The sequence below is a fragment of the Orrella marina genome (assembly GCF_003058465.1).
Lineage (GTDB): Bacteria > Pseudomonadota > Gammaproteobacteria > Burkholderiales > Burkholderiaceae_B > Algicoccus > Algicoccus marinus.
In genome coordinates this window covers 307,378-332,690 of record NZ_CP028901.1, presented here as the reverse complement: position 1 = coordinate 332,690, position 25,313 = coordinate 307,378, and the positions used below count along the sequence as shown (strand labels likewise).

Genomic DNA, 25,313 nt, shown 5'->3' with positions numbered 1-25,313 from the left:
CTAATAACTGCGCTGCACCACAAGATTGGCAATCGCTTTCAGATACCGTGCCGACGAACCGAGGGACTGCAGCGCATGCTGAGCACGCTCATTGAGCTCAAAAGCATACGCCCGTGCACGCTCAACCCCGAGCAAACTGACATAAGTCGCTTTCTGATCCGCGCTGTCCTTGCCTGCGGTCTTGCCAAGCGTGGCAGAGTCGGCAGTCGCATCCAGCACATCATCAATCACCTGAAACGCCAGACCCACTGCCGACGCATAGCGACGCAGCGACTGCCTGTTGACGGAACTCGACCCGGTCACAACAGCACCCAGCATGACGCTCGCCTCCAGCAACGCACCGGTCTTGAGCGAGTGCATTTGCTCGAGCTCCTTTTCTGTCAGCGTGATCCCTGAGCTTGCAAGATCAATTGCCTGACCACCCGCCATGCCTGCCACTCCAGAGGCAACCGCCATGGTCTGCACTGCCTGCACCACCAGACCGGGTGCGATCGGCATACCCGCGAGCCATTCGTACGCCATCGGCTGCATGGCATCTCCAGCCAGCAGTGCCGTCGCCTCACCGAACTGGATATGCGTGGCAGGCTTTCCCCGGCGCACATCATCGTCATCCATGCAGGGCAGATCATCATGAATCAAAGAGTAAGCGTGAACCAGTTCAACTGCCGCAGCACAGCGATCGATCGCCTCGTCCGTAGCCGGATCAGATGTGGCACAACAGGCGTGCGCAGACGCATAGACCAGCAAGGCGCGGATACGCTTGCCCGATCCCAGACTAGCCCATCGAATGGCTTCATTTAGTTGAATGAGCGGCCCCGTCGGTTCGGGCAAAAGTCGCTCAAGCGCACGTTCGACCCGCAGGACACTCTCTTCAAGCCAGGCGGCCTGGGCCTCAGGAACACGATACGGTGTGCAGTGGTGAGTATCCTCGAGCGCATGGGTCGATCCGCCACCGTTGCCTGCCCCTGACTCCCCCACCAAGTTTGCTCGCTCATGCTGCGTATCCATCACCATGATCACCTATCCTCCTGGTCCAGGCTAAGGGGTTTGAGCAGGTCGGATTCCAGTACTTGCACCTTTTGCTGGGCAACCGACAACTTGCGCTGACAAATCTGCGTCAGCGCCACACCCCGCTGGTATGCGGCCAGAGACGCCTCCAGCGTCAGATCACCTCGCTCCATGGTCGCCACACACTGCTCGAGCTCCCGCAAGGCGGATTCAAAGTCGTCTGGCAGCGCATTCTGTCCAGACTCGGTTCCTGTCTTGTTTTCTTGGCTCAACGTTATTCCACTTGATCTGTACTGTTCTTTCATCAGGCCCGGTCAGGATCTGAATTCGTCCCGCGCTGCACTCTGCCAGCGCAATAAAAAACTGTCCGGTGTCGAGCACACTGGCAACACTGGCAACACTGGCAACCCGCACAACCTGACGTGCTGCCCCTCGCTGGGCTCCCTGACGTCCTGCCTATACGCTGCCAACCCACCCATACGACCGCCAAATACTCAGACTTCTTGCGCACTTATCGCTCAAGCGCCCTGCCTGAGCAAGACTTGCATTGACCGGCTCTGTGCCAACAATCCGCGAGCACAGCACGAGTTCTGCCATGCTGACGGCCCGGGTCTCAGAACCGACCCACACCCCGTACATGGCCTCATCGTCAGTACAGGGCATACAAGTCTGCCCTGAAAAAAAATCCTGATCAGGGGAACTCGAACGCTTCGTCTCAGTCCATTGTATTAAAGTTGACTGCAATGCTCGACAAAAGAACGCTCACCTGCGGGAATTTAGTGGCGCACCCCTTTCGGGGCAGGCTCGCGGGCACAAGGTTTCGAGTGTACTTTGCTTTAGAGCGGACAGATCTGTATCTGGTATCGGGTACAATCAAGAGAGGTAATCGGCCAGTCCGATTTTTCTTCGCGCCAGGGTTTTAACAAGCCGCTGGCTTTTTTTGTCATTGCGGAGGGAATCATGACCGACATGGGTCGGATGGCGCATCTGGCGCCCGCAAGTTCGCAGTTACCACCGTCCAACTACTTTGACCAGGACATTCTGGCGCAGGAGAAATCGCTCATCTTCGAGCACTCCGGCATTTACGTGGGACACGAGAAGTCCGTCCCCGAGGTTGGTGACTGGCGAGCACTCCCGCAAGAAAGCAACGCGCGGATTCTGGTCCATGGCAAACAGGGCATCGAGCTTCTCTCCAATGTCTGTCGTCACCGGCAGGCCTTGATGCTCGGCGGTGAAACAGGCAACGTATCGGGACCGGTCAATCTGTCCGGTAATCTGTCATCGACTGGTGGCAACATCGTTTGTCCGCTGCATCGCTGGACGTACGACGATGCGGGCAAGCTGATCGGTGCCCCTCACTTCGAGCAACAGCCATGCGCAAACCTGAAGCGCTGGCCACTTAGCAACTGCCACGGGCTGCTGTTCGAGGGCGGGCGGGATCCGTACGCGGACATTGGTGCGCTGTTTTCTCGTCCAGAGTTCGACTTCAGTGACTACGTGCTAGATCATGTCGAGGTCCACCAGTGCAACTACAACTGGAAGACTTTCATTGAGGTCTACCTTGAGGACTATCATGTCGAGCCATTTCACCCGGGTCTTGGCCGGTTTGTGACATGTAGTGATCTGCAGTGGGACTTTGCTCACATGTATAGTGTGCAGCGAGTGGGCGTGCATCGTGCGCTGTCTCAGCCAGGCAGTGATGCTTACCGGACATGGCACGAGAAGCTGCTTGAGTTCCGGGGCGGAGAAGCGCCTGACTTCGGTGCGGTCTGGGTGACGTACTACCCAACCCACATGATCGAGGTCTATCCGCACGTACTGGTGCTCTCAACGCTCTATCCAGTCTCGCCGCAGGACACCGTTAACGTGGTGGAGTTCTACTATCCGGAGGAAATCGCGGCGTTCGACCGGGAGTTTGTCCAGGCACAGCAGGCTGCCTACATGGAGACTGCGGTCGAAGACGACGAAATCGCCGAACGTATGGATGCGGGACGTCTTGCGTTGATGCGTCGCGGTGACGTCGAAGTGGGCCCCTATCAGTCCCCGATGGAAGATGGCATGCAGCATTTCCACGAGTGGTATCAGCGCATGATGAAGCAGGGTTAATCTGGTGCTAACCTGGTGTCAACACCTGGTGTCAACCTGGTGTTAAGCCGGCGCGGACCGATTCTGGCATGAAACCGGGCCATCAGATCTCAGGGGCCACAGCCCTTTGAAATCTGGTGAGCCGGTCAGAGTACGTCGAAACCAAACTGATTCGTTGTACAAATGCGTCAATCTCGTACCAGGCTGCTGGCTGGCTGACGGTTTTCTGGAACCTGTCGCCTTTTCAATCGTCTAATAATCACGTTTCCTATCAACACTTGACAGGTCATCACGCAACATGAAACGCATTGGGCTCTTCCTGGCGACCAACCTCGCCATTCTGATCGTCCTCGGAATCATTCTGAACATCACGGGCGCGAACCGGTTTCTCACGCCACAAGGGCTGGATATCCAGACTCTGCTGGTGTTCTCGGCAATCATCGGCTTCGGTGGTGCATTCATTTCATTGCTGCTCAGCAAAACCATTGCCAAGTTCAGCACGGGCGCCAAAGTCATTGATCCGCAGGCACCCGCCAACGCAAGAGAGGCCTGGCTGGTCCAGACCGTGCGCCAGCTTGCCGAACGCGCCAAGATCGGCATGCCGGAAGTCGCGATCTACGAAGGGGCACCCAATGCATTTGCAACCGGAGCGTTCAAGAACAATTCTCTCGTGGCTGTCTCGACCGGATTGCTCCAGAGCATGACCGAAGAAGAGGTGACGGCAGTCCTGGGCCATGAGGTTGCTCACGTCGCCAATGGCGACATGGTGACCCTGACTCTGATCCAGGGTGTGCTGAACACATTCGTGGTCTTCTTTGCCCGTATCGTCGGGTATTTTGTTGACCGGGTCCTGCTCAAGAACGAAAGAGGGCTCGGTATTGGCTACTTCGCAGCCGTGATCGTTTCTGAGATCGTGTTCGGCGTTCTGGCCAGCATCATCGTGGCCTGGTTCTCACGGCAACGAGAGTTTCGGGCTGATGAAGGTGCAGCCCGCCTGATGCAGTCGCGTGAGCCAATGATCAAGGCGCTGGCACGCCTGGGTGGTCTGACACCTGGCGAACTGCCTCGCAGCTTTGAGGCATCCGGGATCAGTGGCGGGGGTGGTGTTGCAGCCCTGTTCGCTACCCACCCGCCGATCGAACAGCGAATCGCAGCACTCAAGTCACTCTGACCACAGGGCACTCTAACCACCCTTGTCCGCTAATCGACTAGCCAGCCGACGCTCTCCCTGACGACGAACACAGGAAAGTGAAGGTGAGTAAAGGCAGGGGAAATTCGAGCTTGACTTGCCATGAAACAGAGCACCAGCAAATACGCCAGTCCATATGGGCTGGCGTATTTGCTGGGCTGATGTTCTCTTTGGCTGAAATTTCTACTGTGCTAACCACGCGCGCATGCCAGCGAGCGCGATCTCATCATCAGTGAGCCTGCTCCCAGTTGTCACCTTGACCGACTTCGGCCAGCAAGGGAACAGCCAACGTCGCCACACCACACATCAGTTCGGGCAGTTTCTCATGAACCTGATCGAGCTCCCTGGGCACCACATCCAGTACCAGTTCATCGTGCACCTGCATCACCACCCTGCTCTCGAGTGAAGCCTCACGAATCCACTGATCGACGGCCACCATGGCCATCTTGATCAGGTCAGCTGCCGTACCCTGCATCGGCGCGTTAATGGCTGCCCGCTCAGCCGCCGCACGCTTGGCGCCACCGGCATTGATATCGGGCAACCACAGTCTGCGTCCGAACACCGTCTGCACATACCCCTGGTCATGCGCCTGCGCCTTGGTACTGGCCATATACTCAGCCACCCCGGGATAACGCGCAAAATACCGGTCAATGTACGACTGAGCTGCATCCCGATTGATGCCCAGGCCGGAGGCAAGGCCATGTGCACCCATGCCGTAGATCAACCCGAAATTGATTGTTTTGGCGGCCCGACGCTGATCGGCAGTGACATCCTCAAGCGACACATTGAACACTTCACTGGCAGTCGCCCTGTGAATATCCTCACCTTGCATGAACGCACGTCGCAGACCCTCGTCTTCTGACACATGCGCCATGACCCGCAATTCAATTTGAGAATAGTCAGCGGAGACAATCTTGCCATCCGGATGCGATGCGACAAACGCCCGTCTCACGCGCCGTCCTTCGGGTGTGCGAATGGGAATATTCTGCAGATTGGGATCAGACGAGGACAGCCGCCCGGTGATCACAGCGGCCTGAGCATAGTGGGTGTGCACCCGCCCGGTACGCGAATTAATCATCTTGGGCAGCTTGTCAGTGTAGGTCGACTTGAGTTTGGCCAGACCGCGGTATTCCAGCAAAGTCTTGGGCAGCGGGTAGTCCAGAGCCAGTTTCGAGAGTACCTCCTCTCCGGTCGAAGGTGTGCCACTCGGCGTCTTGCTGACTACGGGCAAGCCCATCTTGCCAAACAGAATCTCGCCAAGCTGCTTGGGAGAGTTGAGATTGAATGGCTGCCCTGCAAGTTCGTGCGCGCGGGCCTCCAGATCAATGAGGAGCCGTCCCATCTCGTGACTCTGCCGGTTCAGTTCTTCAATATCGATGGCAACGCCCTGGCGCTCGATCGCCCAGAGCACACTAGAGACCTGAATCTCGAGCTCGTAAATTCGCTTCAAACCATCGTCTGCCTCAACCTGGGGGTACAGAATGCGGTGAATCTGTAGCGTGAAATCCGCGTCCTCGCAGGCATAGAAGCTGGCTTTCTCGAGCTCGACCTCATCAAACCCGATCTGTTTGGCGCCCTTGCCGCAGAGTTCCTCATACGGGATACCACCGCGTCCGATCCAGCGTTTCGCCAGCTCGTTGAGCGCCACACTGCGGTGGGATTCCAGCACATACGCCTGCAACATCGAGTCATGCAGCACACCAGCGAGCTCAATTCCCTCGTTGGCCATCACGTGCATGTCGTACTTTGCATGATGCAGAAGCTTGGCAGCACCTGGATCCTGTAACCATGGTCCGAACAGTTCGAGCACCTGGGCTTTGTCGAGTTGCTCGGGCTGGTCCGGTCCACGGTGGGCAACCGGGACATAACATGCCACACCGGGCTCAACAGAAAGAGAGAAGCCGACCAGTCGCGCCTGCATGGCATCCAGCGAAGTGGTCTCTGTATCAAATGCAACCAGATCAGCCTTGCGAATCCGGTCCAGCCACGCCTGAGCCTGCTCGATCGTGGTGACGGTCTCATACTCGGGTGCCCCGGTTTCAGGGCTATCGACACTGACTGCACTGTCACCATTCGAGCCCTTTGCCCCGGCTGTGTGCTCAACGGCCCCTGCGCCAACGACTCGACGCGGGACCGGCGCCACCATTCTGGCATCACCAAGCGGAACCCGCTCGTCATCACCGGTCAGATCACGCAGCCAGGTACGGAACCCATAGGTTTCGTAAATGTCGATCAGTGTGTCCGTATCCGGTTCGCCGGGCGTCAGATTCGAGATCTTCATATACTTGTCGGGGAGGTCGCAATGCGTGCGAACAGTAATCAGATCCCGAGTCAGCTCAAACTGACCAATTGCCGCCTTCAGATTGGCACCTGCAACGCCTTTGATTTCGTCGACATGCTCTAGCAGCGCGTCCAGGCTTCCATAGGCCTGCAGCCACTTGGCAGCGGTCTTGGGTCCGACCTTCGTGACACCCGGCACGTTGTCAACGGTATCGCCGACCAGCATCAGGTAATCGACAATCCGCTCAGGTGGCACACCGAACTTCTCCACCACGCCTGCCTGGTCCAGGCGCTGCCCGCTCATGGTATTGATCAATGTGCAGTGAGGATTGACGAGCTGGGCCAGATCCTTGTCCCCTGTGGAGATGATCGTATCGATACCCTGCTGCTGCGCATAGACCGCCAGTGTCCCGATCACATCATCAGCCTCCACCCCCTCCACGCCGATCACAGGCCATCCCATGGCCGCTATCGCGCGATGTATCGGTTCGATCTGCAGTGCCAGATCTTCAGGCATGCTCTCGCGGTTAGCCTTGTACTCAGGATACATCTCTTCGCGGAAGGTTTTGCCGCGCATATCAAACACACATGCGGCATACTGTGGCTGAAACTCCTGCAGTATCTTTCGCATCATATTGATCACGCCATAGAGGGCACCAGTCGGCTCCCCCTTTTTATTGCGCAAGTCAGGCATGGCGTGATACGCCCGGTAGAGATAGCTGGAGCCATCAACGAGCAACAAGGTTTTATTCATGAGCAAGACCTCAAATACGACACCTGCAGTAGAGCAGGTACCCAAGATTATGTCAGAGTTGCTGACAGCCGCCGAGACACTGGCTTGCCTCGGCCCTGCGGTCAGCATTTTTGGTAGTGCCAGGCTACCTGCAAACTCGCCCTACAGTCAGATGAGCCGGGAGCTTGGCCGTAAACTCGCCGAAGCAGGCCTGGCCGTGATTGCAGGCGGCGGACCTGGCATCATGGAAGCAGCCAACCGAGGGGCGTTTGAAGCCGGCGGCACCAGTATCGGCCTGAACATCCGCCTACCCGCCGAACAGGGCGACAACCCTTATCAGACGATTGGTCTGAATTTTGAGTATTTCTACGGCAGAAAGGCCACGTTCTTCATGCACAGCACAGCCTACATCGCCTTGCCAGGTGGTTACGGCACGCTGGACGAGCTGTTCGAGGCGCTGACCCTGATTCAGACCGGAAAGATTCCTCGCGGTCCTATCGTGCTGGTGGGCTCCGAATTCTGGAATGGCCTGATTAACTGGCTCAACTCAGAAGTGCTCAGTCTGGGCATGATCACCGACTCTCACCTTTCTCTGTTTGTGGTGGAAGACGATCTCGACAAGGTTGTCCGGATGATAACGGATTATGAACACACCCATTATGAGGAAGCGCACCGTAGCAGCACCCTGCCCAAGTCGTAATCGCGGCAGGGGGACACCCGTGCTCTGGCTGTCCGTTTGCGCACGACTGGCTATTTGCCGCAGATTCGATGCAGGCGCGAGTCACTTTGCCCCTGGAACACGGTCGACACGGCGTGACGCTCGGGCGCTAAACTTGGATGGACAAACCTGAACGTTCCGAACCGCGCGTACACCCTTGATCACCAGACGTTTGCACAGACTGTAAAAACTGACGCAAACTGATGCACATGCGCCGTTCCATCAAAGGTGCACCACCTCAACGAATACCGACAACACACCAACACACATCTCAGAACAAATCAAAGGAAATGGATATCAAAATGGAGCAAACCAACTTCCCGGTCAAACTCGACAATCCGAAGCTTCTTCGCGCCCAGGCCTACATCAACGGCCAATGGGTCTCAGCCGATGACGGATCCGTCTTCTCAGTCGACAACCCGTCTAACGGGCAGACCATTGCCCAGGTTGCCAATCTGGGCCCCGACGAAACCGGGCGTGCGATTGATGCTGCAAACAAAGCCTGGCCCGCATGGCGCGCGCTGACCGGAAAAGCCCGCGCCAACATTCTGCGCAAGTGGTTTGACCTGATCATCGCCAATACCGAGGATCTCGCCAGACTGATGACCATCGAGCAAGGCAAGCCGATTGCTGAAGCACGTGGCGAGGTTGCCTATGGCGGCTCCTTCGTCGAATGGTTCGCAGAGCAGGCCAAGCGCATTATGGGCGACACCATCGACGCGCCCATGCCCAACACACGGATACTGGTACTCAGGGAGCCCATCGGTGTCTGCGCAGCAATCACGCCGTGGAACTTCCCGAATGCGATGATCACGCGCAAGGTTGCACCGGCCCTTGCCGCTGGATGCCCGGTTGTGCTCAAGCCAGCCGAACAGACCCCGCTTTCAGCTCTGGCCCTGGCAGAGCTCGCGGAGCAGGCTGGCATTCCAGCCGGTGTTCTGAACATCGTGACAGCTGACAGCGATAATTCAATCAAGGTGGGCAAGGCTCTGTGTGACAGCCCCGTCGTGCGCAAGCTGACCTTTACGGGATCCACACAGGTTGGCCGGATCCTGATGGAACAGTGCGCACCCACCATCAAGAAGCTTTCGCTCGAACTCGGTGGCAATGCACCATTCATCGTATTTGACGACGCCGATCTGGACGCTGCTGTGCAGGGAGCGATGGCATCAAAATACCGTAACGCAGGCCAGACTTGTGTGTGCACCAACCGGTTTTACGTCCATGCCAAGGTCTACGACGCTTTCAGCGAGAAGCTTGCCGAGGCAGTCAAAAACAGCCTTCGCGTTGGCGACGGATTTGAAGATGCAGTCACGACCGGTCCGCTGATTGATGCGGCAGCCATTGCCAAGGTCGAAGAGCACGTTGCCGATGCGATCAACAAAGGTGCCAAGGTTCTCACGGGCGGTAAACCCGACCAGCGCGGTGGTCGTTTCTACGAGCCCACCGTTCTGACCAATGTTTCTAGTGACATGATCTGCATGCGTGAAGAAACGTTTGGCCCGGTTGCGCCAATTGTGAAGTTTGATAGCGACGCTGACGTCATCCACCAGGCCAACGATACCGAGTTTGGACTCGCAGCTTACTTCTATAGCCGGGATATTGGCCGCATTTTCCGCACAGCCGAAGCCCTGGAGTACGGCATCATTGGTGTGAATGCCGGCATTATCTCAAGCGAGGTTGGGCCGTTTGGTGGCGTCAAGCAGTCTGGTCTGGGCCGTGAAGGCTCCGTATATGGCATCGATGACTTCCTCGAGATGAAGTATGTATGCCTGGGTGGAATTTAAAGCGCCTGACACCCGCGGTCACCCGGCAGTCATCTGTCGGGTGAGTGGTTAACCAGAATCACTCGCCCCTGAAGCAACGCGTACGTCCCGGTAACCTCGATATGTTATCCGCAGGTTCGCATCCTTATGATTTACAGGCGCGAGTGGTACCCCCATTCTGCATAAGCGCGAGAGCTTCAGTTGATTTCGTGCCTTGGCACCCAGAAACTCTATCCCCAGTGTCCTACATGTACCGAAGGTTCGATAACAGACTAGCTGGGCTGGTTAACTGCTACTTCCGGAGCATGTCAAGGGGGTTGTCGCCTGAATCATGCAACAAATCGCTTTTTATCTTTGGTCTGAATCTCGGCTTTCACCGCCTCCTCTCGTTCCGGGTTCAGGGTGACTGCACCGACCAGCGACCAGTTCCTGGTTTGTCCTGACCAACGGGCCGGATTGTTCCGTTTCTGTTGTTGGTACAGCGCATGGCGGGCACCGAGAATCTTGATGTCTTCACCACGATGCCGTTGGTCCGGCGTGACGTACTGGATGCCACTGTGGCGGTGTTCATGGTTGTACCAATGCACAAACGTCGCTCCCCACTGACGTGCAGCTTCCAGCGACTTGAATCCACGGGCCGGAAACTCGGGTCGGTACTTGGCTGTTTTAAAAAGCGATTCGGCGAAAGCATTGTCATCGGACACTCTTGGGCGCGAGTACGACGGCTCAATACCAAGCCAGTTCAGCATCGCCAGCACGGATGTGGCTTTCAGTGTGCTGCCATTGTCACCATGCATGACGGGCTTCTCGAGCATGGCATGTACACCTTCGGCGAGCGCTGTGCGTTTGAGCAAGGCGACAGCATGAGTCGAATCATCCTTCTCGTGGATTTCCCAGCCAATGATCTTGCGACTGTAAATATCCTGAATCAAATACAGATAGAACCATTGTCCCTGCACGTGCGTAGGCAGATAAGTCATGTCCCAGCAGTAAACCTGACCCGGTCCCGTTGCCACGTGCGTGGTGGGCCTTCTGGAAGGCTGTGGAGGGCGCGTACGGCCTCTGTGAGTGGTCTGCCCGTGTTGTCTGAGCACGCGAGAGATCGTGGCCTCAGAGCCGATATAAACGTCTTCGTCCGCCAGCATCGGCACGATGCGCGCAGGCGGACAGTCAGCAAACCGGCTTTCATTGACCACGTCCAGAATCCGCTGACGTTCCTGCGGTGTGAATGCATGGGCCGGGGTTGGTCGGGCAGCAAGCGGGCGACGATCACCCACCGTGAGTTTGTCTTGATCACGTTTCCATCGCTGAAGCGTCCGGATGGTCAGACCCGCCAGTGAACAGGCACGGTCAAGCCTGGCCCCTTGCTGATGGGCTGTATCAATGTGCTGGACAAGTGTCTGGCGATCTTTCAGGGCAATCATTCGTCCTCGCCCCTGTCCTTTGGAAAGATCGCCGTGAGCTTTTTTGAAAGCACCAGCAAGGCGGCGGTTTCTGCCAGTGCTTTGTCCTTGCGATCAAGATCGCGTTCGAGCTCCCGGATCCGCTTGTGATCGGCCTTGGATCGCTGGCCGCTGGCACTCGCCTGATCCTGCGGATCGGCCAGCGACTGGGTCGCTGTCTGTCGCCATTGATCAAGGTCCTGGGGGTAGATGCCTTTCTCCCGGCACCACGCATTCTTGCCTGCCTCGTCCATGGCCGCGGTGACGAGCACCGCCTCGAATCGGGCCGCCGCTGACCATGCCCGCTCGCGAGCGGGCATGGTCAAAGCTTGCGCACGCCAGCGCTCAAGGGTTTGAACAGAAATACTCATCTCACGAGAGACTGTTTCAAGTGAAGCGCTCTCGGGAGGTAGCAACCGAGCCACTGCTTTGTCTTTAAATGCTTGTCCGTATCTGGCCAATTTGATCTTCCAAAACCGCCCTCGGGTTCAAAACTTATCGAGGCGACAACCATTCTGACACAGAGGGCTTCTATACCGTCAGTGTTTTCTACCAAAGTCTAATAAGATATATCCATATATAAGTACATTTTTATATACTTGTTTATATTCTCCTAGAAAGAGGCGCACCTGGATCCAGTACGCAATCCTTTTGCACCCGGAGCAGGTAGGAGGCCACGTGAGCTTGCTGGGCGCCAAGCTATTGTCGAGGACGCACGTGTCGCGATTGAGCGCGCTATGCTTTGCAAGCCCAGTCGATCGCAGATATTTTTAGGTTTACGCGGCGTAGGCAAGACCGTTCTTCTTAACACCGTCGAGCATATGGCCACGGAGCGTGGTCACCTGACATCCAGTATCGAGGCTCCTGAAAACAAGTCTTTGGGCGAGCAACTGTTACCACGGATACACCAGGTGTTGCGCAAGCTCTCTATCATCGAGAACGCCAAAGGCAAAACATTCGACGCAATGCGAGCACTAAAGTCGTTTGCTGCAGCCTTCCGACTGGAATATGGAGATATGACAATTTCTGTCGATCCTGAAGTGGGGGTTGCAGATAGCGGCGACTTGGAGAACGATCTTCCCGAATTGTTCGTTCGTGTCGGCGACGCTGCCAAGGCTGCCGGGAAGGCTTGGACACTACTCATTGATGAGATCCAATACCTCAGCGAAAAGGACTTTGCAGCTCTGATCGCCTCTCTGCATAAAACGAGTCAGAAAGATCTGCCAGTACTCTTTTTTGGGGCTGGATTGCCGCAAGTTGCAGCTCTGTCAGGAGATGCGAAATCGTATTCGGAACGGTTGTTTCATTTTCCGGAAGTTGGTGCCCTTTCAGATAAGGACGCTATAGCGGCAATCCGTCAACCCATACTGGACGAAGGAGCTATGATAGATAACGATGCTCTGGCAGAAATCATTTTAAAAACGAGAGGATATCCATATTTCCTGCAGGAATGGGGACATCAAACCTGGAATCTTGCCAGCGATAACAAAATTACCCTTAAAGATACACAGCAGGCTGAAGCAACAACACTCGCGCGTCTGGATCAAGGTTTTTTCAAGGTGCGCTTTAATCGCCTGACACCGAAAGAGCGCGAATATGTGATCGCTATGGCGCAGCTGGGAAATGGTCCATATCGTTCATCAGATATCGCCGACGCGCTCGGTGAAACTCCGCAAAGCCTTGGCCCGCGCCGTGCACAAATTATCAGCAAAGGGATGATTTATAGCCCTTCGCATGGAGATGTAGCGTTCACGGTACCCATGTTTAATGAGTACTTGCTTCGAAATCTGGCAAATCTCAGCTGAAAAGTTGTTTTTGACAGTGATCTTCCGATCGACAGATCAGACACAAAGAGCCCCTCTTCAGACTTCGAAGAGGGGCTCTTGTCAAGGCTGGCCTTCGGGACTATCGGGGTTGTTACGCCCGTTGATCAGAACAACCCGGGCGTTGTCTTGCTGAATTTTTATGCCGATGCAGATTCACGCGACATGCGACGACGCTCATGTTCCTGCAGGTAGCGTTTACGCAGACGGATCGACTTGGGCGTCACTTCAACCAGCTCATCATCATCAATGAACTCGACCGCATATTCGAGCGTTAGCTTGACAGGTGTGATCAGATCAATGTGCTCATCCTTGCCTGAGGCACGCACGTTCGTGAGTTTCTTCTCACGGATCGGGTTCACAACCAGATCGTTGTCACGCGAATGGATGCCAACAATCATGCCTTCGTAGAGTGCATCACCCGGGCTCACAAACATGCGACCGCGGTCCTGCAGCTTCCACAATGCGTACGCGACAGCGTCGCCATTGTCCTGGCTGATCAGCACGCCGTTGCGACGTTCACCAAGTGAGCCATCGCGTACTTCCGCGTAATCATCAAAAATATGGCTCATCAAACCGGTACCACGGGTCATAGTAAGAAACTCTCCCTGGAATCCGATCAAACCACGCGCAGGAATTCTGTATTCGAGACGCGTACGACCCCGGCCATCAGGTTGCATGTCAAGCAGATCGCCCTTGCGACGCCCGATTTCTTCCATGACCGAACCTTGGTGACCGTCTTCTACATCGCAAGTCAAGAGTTCGTAGGGTTCACAACGCACCCCATCGATTTCCTTGAAAACCACGCGTGGACGCGAAACGGCCAGCTCATAACCCTCACGACGCATGTTCTCGAGCAGAATGGTCAGATGCAACTCACCCCGTCCTGCAACCTCAAACACGGTATCGTCATCAGTGTCCCGCACGCGCAAGGCCACGTTGGACTTGAGCTCGCGATCAAGGCGATCACGGATTTGACGGCTTGTCACAAACTTACCCTCACGTCCGGCAAGCGGCGAGGTGTTAACCATGAAGTTCATGACAAGCGTCGGCTCGTCAATACGCAGCATGGGCAGTGGCTCTGGCGTAGCCGGATCCATCACTGTGCAGCCAATTCCGATCTCTTCAATACCGTTAATCAGCACGATATCGCCAGCCTGCGCCTCATCAACGAGCACGCGCTCCAGACCATGAAATTTCAAGACCTGATTGATTCTTCCACGAGCGATCGGGCTATCTGGTCCGAACTGGTAAACCACGTCCATCCCTGAACGAACGCGTCCACGGTTGATACGGCCCACGCCAATCTTGCCCACGTAGCTGCTGTAGTCAAGAGAAATAACCTGCAACTGCAGTGGCCCATCGGCGTCGTCGTTACGCTGCGGTACGAATTCGAGGATTGCATCGAACAGTGGACGCATGTCACCCTCACGGACATCTTTGTCCAGCCCGGCGAAACCAGCCAGACCGGAAGCATAGATCACCGGAAAGTCCAGCTGCTCTTCTGTCGCACCGAGCTTGTCGAACAGGTCAAAGGTTGCGTTGACAACGTAATCCGGGCGAGCACCAGGACGATCAATTTTGTTGACCACCACGATCGGCTTGAGACCCAGGGCGAGCGCCTTGCGTGTCACAAACCGGGTCTGCGGCATCGGACCCTCAACGGCATCGACCAGTAACAGCACCCCGTCGACCATCGACAGCACGCGCTCGACTTCACCGCCGAAGTCAGCGTGTCCCGGAGTGTCAACGATGTTGATGTGCGTGTCTTCATACTGGACCGCGCAGTTCTTGGCGAGAATCGTGATGCCTCGCTCTCGTTCGATATCGCCCGAGTCCATCACTCGTTCGCTGAGTTGCTGGTTGTCACGAAATGTACCGGACTGCCTTAAAAGCTGGTCCACAAGAGTTGTTTTGCCATGATCGACGTGAGCAATGATGGCGACGTTACGCAATGCGCGTGACATGTAATTTCCTTTTATCAGTTCAGACGGGATGCGGACTGCCTGCCGGCATTGGTACCGCACCCTTCAATTCATCTGGCAGTTCGGTTGGCCCAATGAGGGCAGAATCGATCTCCTCAAGCGCCGCCAGTCGCTCAAGTGAGTAGGCATCCTTGATATCAAAGGGCCCGATTCGTGTACGCTGCAGTCCCACCAGGTGGGCGCCAACGCCAAGCACTCTTCCAACATCCTGCGCCAGCGTCCGGATATAGGTGCCTTTGCTGCATTCGACTTCAAATCTGGCAATGGATCCATCCAAATCAAGCAGACGGATCCTGTAAATCGTAACTTTCCTGGGTTGCCGCTCTATTTCTATCCCCTGGCGAGCATAGGTATACAACGGCTTGCCCTTGTGTTTGAGCGCAGAAGTCATGGGAGGCAACTGCTCGATCTCCCCTTCAAACTGCGCCAGTGCCTGCCCGATCTCCTCCTGCCCAAGCGCTGGCGCAATCTCGTGGCGCGCGGTCACCTCACCTGTAAGATCACCCGAATCGGTTTCCACGCCCAGTTGCATCGTAGCGACATAGGTCTTGTCCGCTTCCAGCATGTGGCCGGCAATCTTGGTCATACGCCCAAAACAGCAGATCAGCAAACCGGTTGCAAATGGATCGAGTGTGCCGGTATGACCGGCCTTCTGCGCATCAAACAGCCGCTTGGCACGTTGAAGTGCATGGTTACTTGAAAGGTCAACCGGTTTGTCCAGCAACAGCAATCCGTCGAGGACACGTCCGCGTCTTTTTCTCATTGAGGTCCAGCCTGTCTGTTTGGAAAAGGTCAGTTCTCAGCCTTGACATCGGGATCGTCCGGTACAGCCGGATCCTGCGTCGAGGTCGCATTGGCCTGGTCAATCAGGCGGGACATTTCAAGACCGCGCTCGAGCTGCGGATCATGAAAAAATCTCAGTGTGGGAACCGTATGGATATGCAGCAGCTTGAAAAGCTGCGAATGCAGCCAGCCGGCCTTCTCGTTCAGCAATGCTTCGGCATTCTCGGCCTCTCCGCCGATCACCGTGAAATAAACTTTTGCGTGGGCATAATCTGCCGACAGCTCGACCCCGGACAGGGTGATCAGGCCAGCCTGGCCTGGATCGATCTCACGCTGGATTAAATGTGCCAGATCTTTCTGGATCTGGTCAGCCAGACGCACATTGCGTCCGGCTGGTAACTTCTTCTGCTTGTGTCGTCCCATCAAACCGCCTTAGAGTGAGCGCGCCACTTCGCGAATCTCGAAGACCTCGAGCTGGTCACCAATTTCGATGTCATTGTTGCCACGCAGACCAAGACCGCAGTCAAAGCCGGAACGTACCTCCTTGACATCATCCTTGAAGCGACGCAGTGACTCCAGGTAACCTGTCCAGATGACCACGTTGTTGCGCAGCAGACGAATCTGCGAGTCGCGCTTGATAATACCTTCGGTCACCATACAACCCGCAATCGTTCCGATACGTGAGATGTGATACACCTCGCGTACCTCGACCATGCCGATGACTTCTTCACGACGCTCGGGTGCCAGCATGCCTGACAGCGCCGCTTTGACTTCGTCGACCGCATCGTAAATGATGTTGTAGTAGCGCATGTCAATGCCGTTGGATTCGGCGAGCTTCTTGGCGCTCTGGTCTGCCCGGACGTTAAATCCGATAACCACGGCACCGGCTGCAATCGCCAGGTTGACGTCACTCTCGGATATTCCACCAACCGCCGCATGAACCACCTGCACCTTGACTTCGTCGGTGGAGAGCTTGATCAGGGCATTGACCAGCGCCTCTTGTGAACCCTGCACGTCGGTCTTGACGATAAGTTGCAGTGTCTGCACGCCTTCAGCACTCTGGTCAAACATTGACTCGAGCTTGGCTGCTTGCTGCTTGGCCAGTTTGACATCGCGGAACTTGCCCTGACGGAACAGAGCAATCTCGCGTGCCTTGCGTTCGTCTGCAAGTGAAATGATCTCGTCACCAGCAGATGGTACGTCCGACAGGCCTTGAATCTCCACAGGAATCGAGGGGCCCGCCGACTGAATCGGTTTGCCATTCTCATCAAGCATGGCGCGCACGCGACCATAGCTGGCACCTGCAAGTACCACATCACCGCGATTCAATGTACCGGACTGGACCAGAATCGTCGCGACGGGTCCACGCCCTTTATCCAGACGCGCTTCAATGACCAGGCCTTTGGCCGGCGCATCCACTGGCGCAGTCAGTTCAAGAATCTCGGCTTGCAGCAGCACGTTCTCGAGCAGGTCGTCAATGCCCTGTCCGCTCTTGGCCGACACCGGCACGAACGGCACATCACCACCGTACTCCTCAGGCACGACTTCCTCGACGACCAGTTCCTGCTTGACACGATCTGGATTCGCCTCTGGCTTGTCGATCTTGTTAATTGCCACAACCAGCGGCACACCAGCTGCCTTGGCGTGATGGATTGCTTCCCGTGTCTGGGGCATCACACCGTCATCGGCAGCCACAACCAGAATCACAATGTCAGTTGCCTGTGCGCCACGGGCACGCATGGCCGTAAACGCTTCGTGACCCGGGGTGTCGAGAAATGTCACCATGCCTCGTTCGGTGTTCACGTGATAAGCACCAATATGCTGGGTAATGCCACCGGCTTCGCCTGATGCCACTTTCGCTCGACGGATATGGTCCAGCAAAGAGGTCTTGCCGTGGTCAACGTGACCCATCACCGTCACCACAGGTGCACGCGGCAGCAGTTCCGCTTCGCTTTGCCCTTCAGGCTGCTGCAGGAAGGCTTCCGGATCATCGAGCTTGGCAGCGACTGCGATGTGCCCAAGCTCCTCGACCACGATCATGGCTGTCTCCTGATCCAGAACCTGGTTGATGGTGACCATCTGTCCAAGCTTCATCAAATGTTTGATGACTTCGGCAGCCTTGACCGACATTTTGTGGGCGAGATCTGCAACCGAAATCGTTTCGGGCACGTGAACCTCGCGAGCCACGAATTCGATCGGCGCCTGCTCCTGCTGCTGATTGGAGTGACGTCCGCGACGGCCACCGCCTCTGCCACCACCCTTGCCAGATTTCCAGCCATCACGTGCAGGCGGCTGTGCGGCCTTGGCGACCACAGCTTTCTTGCGGCCTGACTCCTCTTTCCAGCCTGCGGGTGCATCGCCGCCTCGCGCAGGCTTCTTGGCGCCATCTGCGGGCTTCTTGTCAGCAGCTTTGCCAGCGGCCGGTTTATGCAGCGTACCTTTAATCGCATTCGGATCAGGCTCCGGCTCGGCCCGCAAGACTTTCTTTGGCCGGTTCAGCATGGCACGCAATGCAGCAGCTTCCTGCTCTGCCTGCTGGCGCGCACGCTCGCGGCCTGGGTCAACGACATCACCCTCGTTTGCACGCACGCGGCTCACTCGCTTGGGCGAGATCTTTGGGGCGCCTTTCTGCGCGCCGGTACCCGCGCCAGCGGATGGCGCTGCGCCTTTCGACAGGGCACCCGTTGCAGGCTTCGCTGCCTGTGAAGACGCATCACGCTTGACGTCGCCTGACCTGGCCTGCGACCCGGTCGCATTCTGTTGTGAAGGTTGAACCTGCTGTGCGGACTCTGTCGTAACACTCATTGATTTTTCATCCGGCTGCTCGCCAGACTTGTCTTGTGGAGACTGAGCAGCATCAGTCGCTGCAGTTGTAGCCTCCTGGATTGGTTCGGACGTCTGGGCAGATGCGTCTGACCCTGCGTCGCTGTTTGCAGTTTCATCGGAGGACGTTGCAACCGACGCATCAGGCTCTGCCTTGACGGCCGCGTCACTCTGTGCAACGTCAGACTTCGCGTCTTCGTCTGACAGATCTTTCGCAGGCGTGTGCGCGACGTCAGAAACCGGGCTCTGTGCAGTTGCTGATTCGCTTACGTCAGCTGCCTCAGTTACCTCAGTTACCTTAGTTACCTCAGCCCGCACCTGATCACCAGACACGACTTCATCGGCCTGGCTGGCAACAGCATCGGCTGAGCTTTGGGAAACGGCAGACGTGGCCGGGTGATGCCCGGGGTCGGCCTGTTCCTGGGGTAGGCTTGAGGACTCGCCAGACACGACCTGGCCAGACATCGCTGGACTTGCCAGCCCTGCCTCAGGCTTGGCAGTTTCAGCCGGATTGCCAGATGCGGTGGATGTCGTTGCCTGGGCAGCCGTTGCGGACTCGGCAAGTTCTGCCGGATCGCGTTTGACGAACACCCGCTTCTTGCGAACTTCAACCTGAATCGTACGAGAGCGTCCACCTGCGTCAGCCTGGCGGATCTCCGAGGTTTGCCTGCGGGTCAACGTGATCTTGGTACCTTCCTTGACGCCATGGGAGCGTCTGAGCGACTCAAGCAGTTTTGCCTTATCAGCATCAGACACTGCATCATCAGTCGCATTGACGGCCACACCCGCGGAACGCAATTGTTCCAGCAGCACATCAGCCGGCATCTTCAGTTCGGTGGCAAACTGGGCGACAGTATTACTCGACATAGACTCTCTCTTACATTTCTGCCAGTGCACCGCCAGATCCTTCTGGCGGCCTGGCCTTATTTACTTTTCATCTTCGAACCAGTGCGCGCGTGCAGCCATAATGAATCCTGCGGCCTGCTCGGTATCGATACCAACCATCTCAGCCAATTCGTCGGTGGCCAGCTCGCCCAGGTCATCACGGGTTGTCACACCCTGCTCACTAAGACGGGCAACGATCTCAGGGGTCATCCCTTCCAGGCTCAACAGATCCTGGGCGGACTCGACCCTTTCCTCCTGAACGATCGCTTCGGTCAGGAGCGCATTGCGTGCACGCGTTCTCAACTCGTTGATCGTATCTTCATCAAAAGCCTCGATTTCCTGCAACTCGGCGATCGGAACATAGGCAATTTCTTCCAGCCCGGTGAACCCCTCATCGATCAGAATATCGGCCACTTCTTCATCAACATCAAGCTTGGCCATGAAGTTGGCACGCAGTGCCGAACGCTCCTGATCCTGACGGGCCTGACTCTCTTCGGGCGTCATGATGTTGATCTGCCAACCCGTCAGCTCGGACGCCAGACGAACGTTCTGTCCTCTGGATCCGATTGCTTTGGGAAGGTTTTCTTCGTCGACCACCACGTCCATGACGTGACGGTCCTCATCCACAACAATCGATTCAATGTTGGCAGGTGCCAGGGCACCGATCACAAACTGGGCGGGTTCTTCCGACCAGAGAACGATGTCGACCTGTTCGCCGCCAAGTTCGTTACGAACGGCCGTGACACGGGAACCGCGCATCCCAACGCAGGTGCCGATCGGATCGATCCGGTTGTCATAGGCAACCACAGCGATCTTGGCTCTCACGCCCGGGTCTCTTGCCGCACCTTTGATCTCGAGCAACCCCTGCTCGATCTCGGGCACCTCATTATCAAACAGTTGCTTGATGAACTCTGGCGACGTGCGTGACAGGATGACTTGCTGACCCCGGGCGGCACGATCGATGCGCAACACAAGTGCCCGGACACGATCACCAATTCGCAGGTTTTCCTTCGGAATCATCTCGCTACGGGGCAGGCGCGCTTCAATCTTTCCCGATTCGATGATGCAATCGCCTTTATCCATGCGCTTGATCGTACCCGAGACGATTGTTTCGTTCCGGTCAAGGAAATCGTTGAGAACCTGCTCGCGTTCGGCGTCGCGTACGCGTTGCAGAATTGCCTGCTTGGCCGCCTGTGCGCCGATACGACCAAACTCAACAGGTTCGACCGGCTCCTCGATGTACTCACCCACTTCAATGTCGGGTATCGATTCGCGAGCGTCCGAGAGCAGTTCTTCTCTGTCAGGTTCCTGCAGACCAGCCTCGTCCGGCACAACGAGCCAGCGCCGAAACCCTTCGTGCTCGCCTGTAGTACGGTCGATGACAACGCGGATATCCGCGTCCTGCTCGAAACGCTTTTTCATGGCAGACGCCAGCGCGTTCTCGAGGGCCTCAAAGACCACCTCACGACTGACATTTTTTTCGCGCGCCAACGCATCAACCAGCAATAAAACTTCGCGACTCATCGCTTTTTACCCTTGAAATCCAGTAGCGGGCTCAGCTTGGCTCGCTCAACCTCGTCGAGGCTGAAAGAGACCTGCCGGACCACACCTTTCTTTGCTTCGAATTCAACCGAGAATCTCGCATCACCTTGCGGCGAACGCGCTGGTTGCCCAGAATCGTCCGTACCCGCTCGTTCAGACGTCTCAACCAGTTGCCCGACAAACACCTTTTGCCCGTCAACAGGCTCGCGCACACGGATCTCTACCCTCTCGCCTGTAAAGCGCCGAAAGTCCGAGAGCGTACGCAGCGGGCGATCAACACCCGGCGAACCCACTTCGAGTCGACGGTAGTCGATATTCTCAACCTCATAAACCCGCGACAATTGCTTAGATGCCTGCTCACAGTGCTCGATGCGAACGCCGTCCGGATGATCTATCGTCACCCGAAGCAGCCCCATTGGTGCGCGCTCGACGTCGACCAGTTCCAGGTCAAACATCGCCAGTGCGTCACGAGTCAATTGAAATAGATCGACCATACCTTTAAAAAAAAAGGGCTGTTGAACAGCCCATTCTCACTCGGCGACCTCACGAATCAAAACTGTCAGAGAACAGCAATCGGAGCCACTCCGGGCAAACTGCGCACCCCGAGCGTCCGTCATCCTGAATCTGGAACTCAGCACCGACCCGGATCAGCCAGCACTGGATGCATCACAAGTTCTTCATAAACTTGCCGATACACCCGCCTGTCGTCGCCATCCTTTCCAGCTTGGGCCGCTGGATGAAACCAACGGCAGGGACTGTCATGGGTCAGAGCAAAAGAGAAACTGGCACTTGATTCACTATTATCCAGTCAACCGCGACTGGTCAGCCACAACCGTTTCCCTTCGCCGGTTCTTACTTTGAAGCGGAGGCATTCAAGCCGATGACTTTAACACGAAACCACCTGATCCCGATACCCCCAACCAGACATTTATGCGCCTAAAAGCGTGATTTATTTGAGAGGAGCGCACTTGCAGTCTGGTCAGACATCGATACGGGTGCACCACCCACCCGCGGACTCACAGCAGACGAACAACCAGACCACTACCCGGAACGACCCGGATATCTAGCGTCGCTTCAGAAACGGCAGACTCGATTCATGAGCCGATGCACCTGAAGGCTGCCAGTCATCGGAGCGCGCTCGCCTTGGGGCAGCCCCCTGTTTGCGACTCACCTTGGGTGATTTGGCTTTTCCTGCTGATCGCGATGAGCCTTTTGCCGGGTCGTTTCCAGCCCCCCCTCGAGCGGGCCCTCTTCCAGCACCCCCGAGCGCCGCGCCTGGTTTGCGCCGCTTGCCCGCACCTGAACCTGCTGCTCCACCACCCGCACGCGACGAACCACCCGATGGGTGACCGTTCGCATAGCCGCCTGTAACAGTCAGAACACCGGTTGTGAGCGGGTCCGGTATTTCACCCGACCCGCGGACCTTGGTTCGACGCCCTTTCTGCAATGCCGCCCGACCTCTTGCAGGCTTATCCGAAACCGGTGCTGCGAATCCGGGTGGCATAGCATTGTCGTGACTGATCGGCTGGCGCTGGCCGCGCCCACGAGCCCCTGGCGCTGACTCTGTATCACGCAACAGGCCGAGCTGAACCATCAGTGCGCTGACCAGATTCGGACTCATTTCTTCCCATCGACCACGGCGCATCGAGCTCGGCAGGACAATATCGCCAAACCGCGTGCGAATAAGACGACTGACAGTCAGACCCACCGCCTCGAACAGACGGCGAACTTCCCGGTTACGACCCTCCTGGAGAGTGACGCAATACCATTTGTTACTACCTTCGCCACCCAGGAACTGGATGGAGCCGAACTGTGCAAGTCCGTCCTCAAGCTCGACTCCTTCGAGCAGACGCTTGCGCATATCCTCATCAAGCTCACCCAGCAGACGAACGGCATACTCTCGTTCATTGCCATAGCGAGGATGCACCAGGCGATTCGACAAATCGCCAGAAGTGGTCAAAATCAGCAAGCCTTCCGTGTTGAGGTCAAGTCGCCCGACCGACAACCACTTGCCGACCTTGAGCTTGGGCAAACGAGAAAACACAGTCGCCCGCCCCTGCGGGTCATCATGGCTCACGATCTCGCCTGCCGGCTTGTGATAGAGAATGACTCGAGGCGGCTTGCGGGTCGACATCCGCGATAAAGGTTTACCGTTGATTCGCACCACGTCATTGGAAGAAACTCGCTGCCCGATGTGCGCCGGCTCACCGTTGACTGAGACACGACCGGCAATAATCAGCTCTTCCATCTCACGCCGGGAACCGATACCAGCCTCAGCGAGCACCTTGTGCAACTTGGGCATCAGTAGCTCACTCTGCAAGTACTTGCCAAGGCGCTGATCTGTCTTGGGTGCTTTACTCAGGTACTGATAGGCTTGCGTGGGTTCATCATTCAGATCCGCACCGGACAAGGCCCCTTGCTGATCAGGCAAGCCGCAAGCATCCTGATCCTGCGCGGACTCGACGCCATGAGCAGCACCGTGTGCCCCGGCACCCGCCTTGCGACCCCGCGTGCCACCCGGCGCGCCTTTTCTGCCGGCCGGCTTGCCATCGGGCCGAACAGAGGTCTTCGCAGCTGGTCGAGCGCCAGAACGAGATTTCGACCTGGCTGGCGGCCTGGGGCTGGCATCCTGAGCGCCAGCGGAGCTGGCTGAGCCGGCTGGTCCCGCCGTGTCGACGACGCTGGATACGCTGTCAGACGCGTCTGACGGAGCTGAAGCATCCAACGCACCACCGGACACCTCAGGCCCATCCGCACGCCGACGCCTGAAAGGCGTTCTCAGCTTTCTGGACCGGGCTTTCGGTCTGGAATCATTCTCATCGCTCTGACCAGATGCCTTGCGGCTCCTGGGAGCGCGGGCTGGTGCAGCCGCGGGCGCAGTATCCGCGCTCGCAGCTTGCTGGGGCGCAACGGTTGAGCCCTGGTCCTTTGTGTCGTCTGTAATCACTTCTTCTCCACAGGGGCAGCAATGCGTGCCACGCCCTTTCTCTTAAATCACTGTTTTTTTGAATCATCTGGTGCAGGAAAGCTTTCCTGCGAACCGGTTGCTGCATCTGACTGGGCCTCGCTATCCGGGGAGGCAACCTGGGGCACATCAACGTTCACACGGTTGAGCGAGACATCCGGGCTTTGCCGCTCCGTGGAGGACTCGAACTCCAGCCCCTGCTCCTGCATGGCTTGCTGCAACTGCGCACTATCTAGCGACGGAAGTTCGTCGAGCGCTCGCAAACCCAAATCATCGAGGAATTGTTTAGTCGTGCCCAGCAACGCCGGACGCCCTGGACCGTCACGATGTCCGATGGTGTCAATCCAGCCTCTTTCTTCCAGTGTCTTGATGATCTGTGACGATACGGTAACGCCCCGTATCGCTTCGATGTCACCACGCGTAACAGGCTGCTTCCAGGCGATGATCGCCAGGGTTTCCAGAACTGCTCTGGAGTATCGAGGAGTACGTTCAGGATTGAGACGCTCAAGATAGCGTTGCATGGACGCTTTACTCTGGAATCGCCAGCCGCTGGCGATCAAGACAAGCTCCAAGCCTCTATCTTGCCACTGTTGTTGCAATTTTTCCAGCCAATCCTGAACTTCCTTCACACTAACTGGCTCTGGATCGAACAAATTTTGCAATTCTGCAACTGTCAGAGCTGTTCCTGCACATAACAACGCGGTCTCGACCACTTTGATTGCCTGAGTTTCTTCCATGGTGTCCTGCACACAGTAGGTTTGTCTATAGAAGCGACGACGGGCTAAACGATACCCAAATCTGACCCCTAGTGTTTCAGAAATGTTGCCGATTTGCACATACCGCCAGAGTTTGTTATAGTTCAGTTTCCAGACGCGGGGTGGAGCAGTCTGGCAGCTCGTCGGGCTCATAACCCGAAGGTCGTAGGTTCAAATCCTGCCCCCGCAACCAGTTCCAAAAAAGCCGGTCTCTTCGCAGAGTCCGGCTTTTTTCTTGTGTATCTGATGCCTGCTTGTGTGTCTGATTCGTGTTTGTGCATCGACGAGGGCAGTACCATGCAACTTCTTACTCAGCTGCCTTGCATGATCAGTGACCGCATCAGGTAAGCATCCCATGCCAGAATCGTGCCGGCAAGCCTGCTCCGGTCCTTTCTCTCTCTTCCTGAGTTGATCTTCCAGAACTGCACAGTTTCTGCACCGGTCATCCGGCTGTCGAACGCAGCATATTGAGATTGAACCTTGTCGCGTTTTGCCAGATCCTACACATTCACTCAAGCTCAACGCGCAATC

At 56.5% G+C, this 25,313-nt stretch carries 16 protein-coding genes, 1 tRNA gene and 1 pseudogene; 6 read left to right on the top strand and 12 right to left on the bottom strand.

What is annotated here, in order from left to right; translation table 11 throughout:
- On the bottom strand, nt 1-1,014 hold the full coding sequence (locus DBV39_RS01460) for a polyprenyl synthetase family protein (RefSeq protein WP_227870762.1): 1,014 nt from the start codon (nt 1,012-1,014) through the stop codon (nt 1-3).
- Between the two features lie 2 nt (nt 1,015-1,016).
- On the bottom strand, nt 1,017-1,280 hold the full coding sequence (locus DBV39_RS01455; RefSeq protein WP_227870761.1) for an exodeoxyribonuclease VII small subunit: 264 nt from the start codon (nt 1,278-1,280) through the stop codon (nt 1,017-1,019).
- A gap of 688 nt (nt 1,281-1,968) precedes the next feature.
- Here DBV39_RS01455 and DBV39_RS01445 point away from each other — a divergent pair.
- Nucleotides 1,969-3,114, top strand: coding sequence for an aromatic ring-hydroxylating oxygenase subunit alpha (locus DBV39_RS01445; protein WP_108620039.1), 1,146 nt, complete (start codon nt 1,969-1,971; stop codon nt 3,112-3,114).
- Between the two features lie 277 nt (nt 3,115-3,391).
- Nucleotides 3,392-4,264, top strand: a complete 873-nt coding sequence (gene htpX / locus DBV39_RS01440) for a protease HtpX (RefSeq protein ID WP_108620038.1) — start codon at nt 3,392-3,394, stop codon at nt 4,262-4,264.
- 247 nt (nt 4,265-4,511) lie between these two features.
- Here htpX and polA read toward each other — a convergent pair whose 3' ends face one another.
- Nucleotides 4,512-7,316 carry a DNA polymerase I gene (gene polA, locus DBV39_RS01435; protein ID WP_108620037.1) on the bottom strand — a complete coding sequence of 935 codons (2,805 nt, stop codon included), beginning with the start codon at nt 7,314-7,316 and terminating at the stop codon, nt 4,512-4,514.
- On the opposite strand from polA, the gene DBV39_RS01430 reads away from it, so the two are divergent.
- Both DBV39_RS01430 and DBV39_RS01425 read left to right on the top strand, forming a co-directional pair.
- Entirely contained in the window at nt 7,315-7,995 is a 681-nt protein-coding gene (locus DBV39_RS01430) for an LOG family protein (RefSeq protein WP_456093827.1), read from the top strand. The genes polA and DBV39_RS01430 overlap by 2 nt on opposite strands.
- A 320-nt stretch (nt 7,996-8,315) precedes the next feature.
- Nucleotides 8,316-9,800, top strand: a complete 1,485-nt coding sequence (locus DBV39_RS01425; protein WP_227870760.1) for an NAD-dependent succinate-semialdehyde dehydrogenase — start codon at nt 8,316-8,318, stop codon at nt 9,798-9,800.
- Nucleotides 9,801-10,108: 308 nt separating this feature from the next.
- Here DBV39_RS01425 and DBV39_RS01420 read toward each other — a convergent pair.
- Nucleotides 10,109-11,682, bottom strand: a protein-coding gene (locus DBV39_RS01420) for an IS3 family transposase (protein ID WP_108620036.1) whose coding sequence is annotated in 2 segments (ribosomal slippage) — nt 10,109-11,250 and nt 11,250-11,682 — 1,575 coding nt in all. Because the reading frame shifts where the segments join, the coding sequence is not laid out codon by codon here.
- 168 nt (nt 11,683-11,850) lie between these two features.
- Between DBV39_RS01420 and DBV39_RS01415 the strand changes: the two genes are divergently transcribed.
- The gene (locus DBV39_RS01415; protein ID WP_108620035.1) at nt 11,851-13,026 is read left to right on the top strand and encodes an AAA family ATPase; all 1,176 of its coding nucleotides are present in this window, start codon (nt 11,851-11,853) and stop codon (nt 13,024-13,026) included.
- Nucleotides 13,027-13,184: 158 nt separating this feature from the next.
- On the opposite strand, the gene typA is transcribed toward DBV39_RS01415, so the two are convergent.
- The 8 genes and pseudogenes from typA to scpB form a co-directional block, all read right to left on the bottom strand.
- Entirely contained in the window at nt 13,185-15,011 is a 1,827-nt protein-coding gene (typA, locus tag DBV39_RS01410) for a translational GTPase TypA (protein ID WP_108620034.1), read from the bottom strand.
- Nucleotides 15,012-15,030: 19 nt separating this feature from the next.
- The gene (truB, locus tag DBV39_RS01405) at nt 15,031-15,792 is read right to left on the bottom strand and encodes a tRNA pseudouridine(55) synthase TruB (protein ID WP_108620033.1); all 762 of its coding nucleotides are present in this window, start codon (nt 15,790-15,792) and stop codon (nt 15,031-15,033) included.
- Nucleotides 15,793-15,821: 29 nt separating this feature from the next.
- A complete protein-coding gene (gene rbfA, locus DBV39_RS01400) occupies nt 15,822-16,235 on the bottom strand; it encodes a 30S ribosome-binding factor RbfA (protein ID WP_108620032.1) in 414 nt (137 codons plus the stop codon).
- A 9-nt stretch (nt 16,236-16,244) separates the two neighbouring features.
- The gene (gene infB / locus DBV39_RS01395) at nt 16,245-19,502 is read right to left on the bottom strand and encodes a translation initiation factor IF-2 (RefSeq protein WP_108620031.1); all 3,258 of its coding nucleotides are present in this window, start codon (nt 19,500-19,502) and stop codon (nt 16,245-16,247) included.
- Nucleotides 19,503-19,562: 60 nt separating this feature from the next.
- Entirely contained in the window at nt 19,563-21,044 is a 1,482-nt protein-coding gene (gene nusA, locus DBV39_RS01390; RefSeq protein ID WP_108620030.1) for a transcription termination factor NusA, read from the bottom strand.
- Nucleotides 21,041-21,556, bottom strand: coding sequence for a ribosome maturation factor RimP (gene rimP, locus DBV39_RS01385; protein ID WP_108620029.1), 516 nt, complete (start codon nt 21,554-21,556; stop codon nt 21,041-21,043). The genes nusA and rimP overlap by 4 nt, the downstream gene beginning before the upstream one ends.
- Before the next feature lie 569 nt (nt 21,557-22,125).
- The gene (locus tag DBV39_RS01380; protein ID WP_227870759.1) at nt 22,126-24,009 is read right to left on the bottom strand and encodes a pseudouridine synthase; all 1,884 of its coding nucleotides are present in this window, start codon (nt 24,007-24,009) and stop codon (nt 22,126-22,128) included.
- A 224-nt stretch (nt 24,010-24,233) separates the two neighbouring features.
- Nucleotides 24,234-24,764, bottom strand: a pseudogene (scpB, locus tag DBV39_RS01375) (SMC-Scp complex subunit ScpB); the annotation flags it as partial.
- A 134-nt stretch (nt 24,765-24,898) separates the two neighbouring features.
- Here scpB and DBV39_RS01370 point away from each other — a divergent pair.
- Nucleotides 24,899-24,975: transfer RNA gene (locus DBV39_RS01370), tRNA-Met, on the top strand.
- The last annotated feature ends 338 nt before the right edge of the window (nt 24,976-25,313 follow it).